This is a genomic window from Paraburkholderia sp. J69-1, assembly GCF_905220255.1.
GTDB lineage: Bacteria > Pseudomonadota > Gammaproteobacteria > Burkholderiales > Burkholderiaceae > Paraburkholderia.
Genome location: NZ_CAJMZG010000031.1, coordinates 74342 through 81458 on the forward strand (window position 1 = coordinate 74342; position 7117 = coordinate 81458).

Annotated in this window: 7 protein-coding genes and 1 pseudogene; 5 read left to right on the forward strand and 3 right to left on the reverse strand. The window is 59.5% G+C overall.

What is annotated here, in order from left to right:
• The first annotated feature begins 115 nt into the window (after window positions 1–115).
• Window positions 116–1618, forward strand: coding sequence for a Fic family protein (locus U5A67_RS37280; protein WP_321818257.1), 1503 nt, complete (start codon window positions 116–118; stop codon window positions 1616–1618).
• Between the two features lie 331 nt (window positions 1619–1949).
• Here the strand turns inward: U5A67_RS37280 and U5A67_RS37285 are convergent, their stop codons facing one another.
• Window positions 1950–2642: an autoinducer binding domain-containing protein gene (locus U5A67_RS37285; RefSeq protein WP_321818256.1), complete on the reverse strand. Its 693-nt coding sequence runs from the start codon at window positions 2640–2642 to the stop codon at window positions 1950–1952.
• 543 nt (window positions 2643–3185) lie between these two features.
• Window positions 3186–3785 carry a LysE family translocator gene (locus U5A67_RS37290; protein WP_321818255.1) on the reverse strand — a complete coding sequence of 200 codons (600 nt, stop codon included), beginning with the start codon at window positions 3783–3785 and terminating at the stop codon, window positions 3186–3188.
• Between the two features lie 160 nt (window positions 3786–3945).
• Here U5A67_RS37290 and U5A67_RS37295 point away from each other — a divergent pair, with 160 nt between their 5' ends.
• A complete protein-coding gene (locus U5A67_RS37295; RefSeq protein WP_321818254.1) occupies window positions 3946–4851 on the forward strand; it encodes a LysR family transcriptional regulator in 906 nt (301 codons plus the stop codon).
• Between the two features lie 235 nt (window positions 4852–5086).
• Here U5A67_RS37295 and U5A67_RS37300 read toward each other — a convergent pair.
• Window positions 5087–5839: pseudogene (locus U5A67_RS37300) on the reverse strand (IS5 family transposase); the annotation flags it as partial.
• 65 nt (window positions 5840–5904) lie between these two features.
• On the opposite strand from U5A67_RS37300, the gene U5A67_RS37305 reads away from it, so the two are divergent.
• Genes U5A67_RS37305 through U5A67_RS37315 form a run of 3 tightly spaced genes read left to right on the forward strand, consistent with a single transcriptional unit; the run spans window position 5905 to window position 7093 of the window.
• Entirely contained in the window at window positions 5905–6420 is a 516-nt protein-coding gene (locus U5A67_RS37305; RefSeq protein WP_321818253.1) for a DUF2875 family protein, read from the forward strand.
• A gap of 37 nt (window positions 6421–6457) precedes the next feature.
• Entirely contained in the window at window positions 6458–6694 is a 237-nt protein-coding gene (locus U5A67_RS37310) for a PAAR domain-containing protein (protein ID WP_415768202.1), read from the forward strand.
• Window positions 6695–6754: 60 nt separating this feature from the next.
• A complete protein-coding gene (locus U5A67_RS37315) occupies window positions 6755–7093 on the forward strand; it encodes a type VI secretion system baseplate subunit TssF (RefSeq protein ID WP_321818252.1) in 339 nt (112 codons plus the stop codon).
• Window positions 7094–7117 lie beyond the last annotated feature (24 nt).

The following is a 7117-nucleotide window of genomic DNA, read 5'->3' on the forward strand; positions in this document are numbered from 1 at the left end:
CACATACGAATTTCTGTCAGTCAACGCGACAAATTCTATCGCTTCTGTTACTCATCGCGACAAGAAGAGGGGCGCGGCAATATAATGTGACTCTACGCGACAAACTCAGACATCCATGACTGCGACAGCCGAACCGATCATCAAGGACATCATTTTCATGTCGGGCCTCTCGATGGCCGATCGACGGCGCGTGCAGCGCTTGGCTGCAGCAGGCACGCTCACCAATGTTTTTAAGGGCGTGTATGTGAACAGCGAAGGCGGATTGCCCGAAGTCGAGCGACGGGTGAAGACCCACTGGATGGCTATCGGCGGCATGCTCATACCTGGCGGCGTGGTCTCCCATGTAAGCGCCTTCAAGGGGGTGGCCCACGAGAACGTCTGGACGGTATCGCACCCGACGCTCGTCCGTAGAAAGCTTGAATTACCAGGCCTCGCTTTTCAGGTATTAGAAGGCCCCGGGCCATTACCCGGAGATATGCCATTGGGGCAGACCGGGCTGCACTGGTCAAGTCAAGCTCGAGCCCTGCTCGAAAACCTGGGCCGAAAAGCACCGCGCCGCGCAGGGGCGGATGAGGTGGAAGCCTGGCTCATAAAACACTTGAATGCATCTGGGGAGCCGTTCCTCAATGACATTCGGGACAAGGCAGCATCGTTGGCCGAGCGACTCGGCATGCAGGAGCAGCTTGAAACACTGCGAGGCATGATAGGCGCGCTCTTGCGCACGCACGAGAAGGGGGAGCTGAAGACAAACGACGGCATCCTCGTGTCTAAGGGGAAGTCGGTTGACCGAGAGCGCATGGAGCGCTTTGAGTTACTTGCCAGCTACTTGCGAACAGCAGCGTTCCCGCGCGTTGAAGATAACGTGCCCATGGGCGCTGCACGGCACAATCGTGCGTTCGTTGAGTCTTATTTTTCTAACTATGTCGAGGGGACAAAATTCGCCATTGAGGACGCGCGCGATATTGTCATGCAACAGAAGGTGATGCCCACTCGACCGAAGGACTCCCATGACATTCTCGGGGTGTACCAATTGGCGGTCGAAGCACCATACCGACATAGCCCACCCGTAGCAGGCGAAGAGTTTCTTCCCGCCCTGCAGGAGTGGCACGCTCGCATGCTGCAAGCCCGGCCCGAGGCAAACCCAGGCGTGCTAAAGACTGAGGTCAACTACGCCGGCACGACCCAATTCGTGAATCCAGAACAGGTGCGTGGAACGTTCGAAGAAGGCTCGCTCCTGGCCCGGAGTGTTCCTGAGGGCATCGCCCGAGCTATTTTCTACTTGTTCCTGGTGGCTGAAATTCATCCATTCGTTGATGGCAACGGTCGAATTTCACGCCTTGTTATGAACGCAGAACTCTCACGGACAGGCCTGCACCGAATTATTGTGCCGACACTGTTCCATCCGCAATTTGTCGATTGCCTGCGTAAGCTGACCCGTGAGAACGAGCCTGCCGACTATGCGCGCAGTCTTGCGAAAATGGCACATTGGTGCGCGCAGTTCGACTACACCGATATGGATAGCCTCATCGCCCACCTGAAGAAAACGAATGCGATGGAAGAGTCTCTGACCAGGTTCCAGCTACTCAACATCAACGGCTCGCACTTCCTTCCGGAATGAGCATATCGTTGTCGCTTCAGCTGAGTTTGCCCGAGGCCACCTTTTGGGCAAATCCAACGGCGACGATACTTTTGTTTCTGGGTCCCTGTACCCAGGCTTCGCTACTGAGATGCCTAACGTTCCTGAAAATTCTCACCTAGGCTTCAAAATTCGCTCGCTGTTAGTTTGCGATCCGAAACGACGCCGTGGCCGTTTTGTGGCCGGGTAGAATGCGCGCGGCAGACAGCGAGCGGACCTTGGCCGTGCGCGGGGTGTGGGCGGTTGATTGCGGCCGGACCCGCCGTATGCGCGTACGCCGCCGCTACGGCAGGCGGACACTTGCCGCGTGTCGTCAGTAAATGATGCCGAGCAGTACTGCTTTGACTATGGCTTGCGTCTTGTTGACCGAGTTGAGCTTCTCCATGATGTTTTGCATGTGGAAGGTAATGGTCCGCTCCGATATAGAAAGAATGGAACCGATTTCTAGCGCAGTTTTCCCGTCAGCGGCCCATTTCAGCACCTCCTTCTCGCGCGTGGTGAACGGTCCTTTATGCATCGAGGCCGACGCCGCGGGCGCGTCGACCAAGCGCGAAATCACCGCGTGAGCGGCGTGCGCCAGATAGATCAGTCGGCTTTCCGTTGCGGCGAGCTCTAGATCGGAAATGATGTCCGCACTGCGCGACACGCTCCACATCGCGATTCGTCCGTGCTTATCGCGGATGGGTTGGGACCAGCCGTGCGCGAGGCCGTGCGCCTTCGCTTCCTGCCAGAACGGTTCGTCCGCGCATGCATCGACCGGCCATACGAGCGGCGACGTATAGATCAGCCCGTAACGGACGATGGGGTCGCGTACGAAATAGTTTCCATCGAGGTATCGCTGTCGCCATGAGTCGGGATAGGTGTTGCGCGTACTAAACGTGGGCCGAGTCACCGGTAATGGATCGCGTGCGCCATAGGCGCACATGTCAAAGTCGAGCGCGCGGGCCTGGGCCGCAACGATGTCGAATATCTCACCGAAGCTCTGCGCGCGCGACAGCGTCGTCATGACGTCTTCTCTCCATGCTTCCACAACAATCTCCAAATAGCGTGTAGCGTCAAACGCACGCGATCGTTGATTGGCAGGTCGCGTGCGTCGGCGACATTTTCGCCGCACATGAATCAGGGAAGCTCTTGTCCTCGCGCAGCACGTTAATCGCGGAGGTTTCCGCGGCGTGTCGATCGAAAGGCTGAATCAGTCGGGGAAGAAGCGTGAAGCACGTCGATTGCTACTGACGACGTGATGCATTCGGCTCCGTCCGAATTTCGTTGTGTTTGTCTTTGAAAGGCGCTTTGATCCTGGCGTCCGAAGCGATTGCGAATGCCTTCGCCGGCAGCAGGCGCGAATTTCCCGCAGGTGCGGTCGCGTCGCCTTAGTACGTCGCTGATCCCGGCGCCCGCTTCGCGAGGCGCCGAGTCTCCACCAACGCACTCGATTGGTGTGTTGTCGACAGGGTCGTATGACGAGCCACCAAGCCTACTTATTGGCTACGTGCCTCTTGTCTACCGTATGTATGGTACCGGTTTTATGCGGTGTGCCAACACTGCGCTATCAGTCGATCCATATCGGAACGATCGACAGCGCGAGCAGGAGCCCCAGCGCCGCGTTTGCGATGCGCCAATGCTGGTCGGTCCGCAGCGTGCGGCCGAGCAGCACGCCGGCCGTGCACCACAGCACGAGGGAAAAGATCGCCGCGATGCCGAATGCGCTGCCGAGTATCAACGCGAGGTGCACCGGGTCGGGTGTCAGCGCCGCGAATGACGCGGCCGCGCCGAGCGCCATCGTCCATCCTTTCGGATTGAGCCACAGCAGCAGCGCGCCACCGATGAAGCTGGTCGGCGTTTGCGATGCAATCGCATTACTTTTAGGTGCGCCGCTCGACGCGATTTTCCACGCGAGCCACAGCAGGTAGGCTGAGCCCAGCACTTTCATGATCATTTGCAGTGCAGGTACTGCGTGCAGCAGTCCGGCCAGCCCGGCCGCCGCGATGGCGGCGAGCGACGCGAGGCCGAGCGCAATCCCGCCAAGCAGCGGCACGCTGCGCCGGAACCCGAACTGAGTACCCGACGCCGTCGCCAGAGTGGTCGCGCCACCCGGCGTAATGGTGGCTACGATGACGAACACAATCAGGGAGAACAGCGTCTCGGACATGGCTAGAAAACCTCGTATGAAGAGCTGGGGCAGGCGACTTTGGAATCCGGCTGGACACGGATGGGATCGGATACTGGACAGACTCTAAAAGTCTTTCGCAGGCTCGGGTATGGAATGTTTATAATGACCCTATTAGCGTTGCTAATAATCTATTGCGCCCATGCCCCGCAATCTCGATACGCGCCTGTTGCGCACATTCGTCACCATCTCGCGTCGGTCGACCATGACGGCGGCGGCGCACGCGCTGCATCTGACCCAGGGCGCGATCAGCCAGCAGATCAAGCGGCTCGAAGAATGCTTCGGCCAGCGGCTGTTTGATCGCTCGCAGGGGCGACTGAAACTCACTATCGCGGGCGAACACCTGCTCGAGCGGGCAGAGCAACTGGTGCGGCTCAACGACCGAATCTGGACCGACATGAGCGGGTCGGTGTTTGCCGGCGTCCTGCGCGTAGGCGCACCGTCCGATCTGGTCGCTGCCTATCTCGCAGGTATTTTCAAGGCATTTTCCCATCGCTACCCGCACATCGAGATCGTGCTTGTCAACCTTGCATCAGTTGAACTGTCGGCCGCGCTGCTCGATGGACGGGTCGACATCGCGGTGATCGAGCAGCCGGCGAGCGAGCCCGGCGGGGAGTGCCTGCGCATCGAACCGCTCGCGTGGGTCGGCGCGGTCGGCGGCAGCGCGTATCTGAAGCGCCCGCTGGCGGTGTCAATCGTCAGCCATGCGTGCGTGTTCCGCCCGGCGTTATTCGACGCTTTGACGCAGCACGAAATCGCGTGGCGAACGGTGTTCGAGAGCGGCGATATTGAGGCGATTAAGGCGACCGTCCGAATGGACATGGCGGTGACCGCATGGCTCGCGTCGACGGTTCCCACCGATTTCCAGATGCTGCGATCGGCGCAAGGGTTGCCCACGTTGCCGGATTTCGCCGTGACCTTGCATCTGCCGCCATGGGGAACGACGCCGCTGATCGACGAAATGGCGAACTTCATTCGCAACGGTTTTCTCGAGGCACCGTCTGTCGGCGCCGGCATGTTGTCCGGTACGACCGATCGCGCGGCGTGATCGCGCTTCCAATGCGGAGCGTTCCTCACGGCTTCTGCCTGTAGGTCCTTCCAGTATCGTTGAGCGAGACCGCGCTATAGGATCGATGCCGAGATCTGCTCGACGACATCGCGACGCGTGCGCGCCGCACACGTCGCGACCGCATTCGACGGCAGTCAGGCGTTTCGCGGCTTCCCCAGTTCTCGTCGATCGATTTTTCCTGAGGCATTTCATGACTATCTGGCTGCTGCAACTGGACGAAGTGCAGGCCAGCCAGTGTTTCGGGCAGTCGCTCGTAGTCTCTGGCCAGTCGGCGGAAGCGATTGAGCCAGCCGAAACTGCGCTCGACCACCCAGCGGCGGGGCAACAACACGAAGCCCTTTTTCGCCTCCGGCAGCTTGATGACCTTAAGCTCAATCCCTTCGTCGAGTGCGGCTTGCGCGGGCTCCTCGCCGGTATAACCCTGATCGGCGAACGCCACCTTGACCGTCTGGCCGGTGGCCTGCTGAACCTGACGCGCCAGCTCTCCAACCTGCGCGTGCTCCTGTTCGTTGGCCGGTGTTATGTGCACCGCGAGCAATTGCCCCAACGTGTCCACCGCCATGTGCACCTTGCTGCCTTTCTTGCGTTTGTACCCGTCATAGCCTGCGCGTGGGCCGCTCTCGCAAGTCGACTGCAGCGTGCGGCCATCGAGAATGACTGCGCTGAGTTGGCTGCGCCGTTCCTGCGCAACCCGGAGAATCGACCGCAGATCGTTGACCATCGCCTCGAAGCAGCCCGCCTGAATCCAGCGCTGCGTCTGCTGGTAGACCATCTCCCACGGCGGAAAGTCATTGGGCAGCAAGCGCCACGGCGCACCCGCACGCACGATCCAGCGCAGCGCGTTGAACATCTCGCGCAATTCGTAGCGGCGCTGCGGTGCGTCCTTGTTCATGAAAGTCAGATAGGGAGCGGCGAAGTACCACTCCTCATCCGATACATCCGTTGGGTAAGGTCTGCGTTTTTTCATCCCGCCAGGGTACCAGGTCTGGCCGAAAGTATTTAACACCTAAGGGTTTCAAGCCCAACCCGTGGGTGCCCATTCCCTGGACGACCTGGCAACTGAAGGAATACGACCAGTGGCCGGTGCTTGGGTACCTTCACCGTCCTGTCACGGTGGATCTTTCGGACGGCCATGGCGCTCCGGCGAAGAGAGCCGATAAGATTGAGAAGTTGCGCAATGGCTGGGAGGAGGCTCTGGCCACGCTGCCGCAAGGCAGCCAACCTGAGCGGATGTTCTTCGACGCAGGCGCATCGACAGAGAACCTCGCTTTGCTTGTCCAGTCGCTGCACGACAACAAGCAGAAGATCGATCTTGATGACCCATCCGATGCCTTTGACATGCAACACCGCATTGGTGCCGACACAGGCGTCAGCTCGACGTTCGTGCAGATAGCCCTTGCAACCATGATCGGTTACGGAGACGGCAAAACAAACGCACTGGTGAACCTGCGCGACCCGGCTCATGCAACGATTACGATGTTGACACCACCAGACGAAGCCTCGCGTAAGGCCAATCCGCAGACTTTCAGTTGGAGCGTCCCGCAATAACGGGACAAGGACATGGCCGCGAAAATAATACATCGTGGTGGGTGATGCGCATAGCCATGGCGGCCAGGTGGTCGCCGGAGCACCCAACTCGCGAATCGAGGGCAAGGCGATCGCGCGACTCGGCGACGCCGCTGTGTGTGCCATCCACGGCCCGACTGTCATCGCAGAGGCGTCAGGTAATGCGACATACGACGGTAAGGCTGCGGCGGTCGATGGAGATCTTCTCGCGTGCGGTGCGCGCCTTATTGCCAGTCAGTCAACGACTGGCTGTTAAAGAAGCCCAATCGATACAGCAATACTGCGATACTGGATCCCAGCAAAGATGGGGACGTGGATGTCGGATCTGAAGAGTAGTTACGAGCGTGAGCTTTCGCTCTTGCGCCGGCGACTGTCTAAATTCGGCGCCCGGAACGGACGTGCGGCTGGCAGGTTGTCGATGCAGGGCGAACAATCCGAGGACATGCACGTTGAACGGTTGATTCGGGCGGCAGCGCTGATCAACGCACGCGTTCGCGAGCGCTTGGAGGATGACGTTCCGGACTTCACAGCGCCGTTGCTCGAAGTGCTCTATCCGGAATTTCTTCGACCCTTGCCTGTCATCCAGTTCGCTGACCAGTTCAATGCCCAAGTCCTACACCCTCTACACGCTTTACGCGCAGATCCGAGACATTGAGCCGCCCGTCTGGCGGCGAATTCT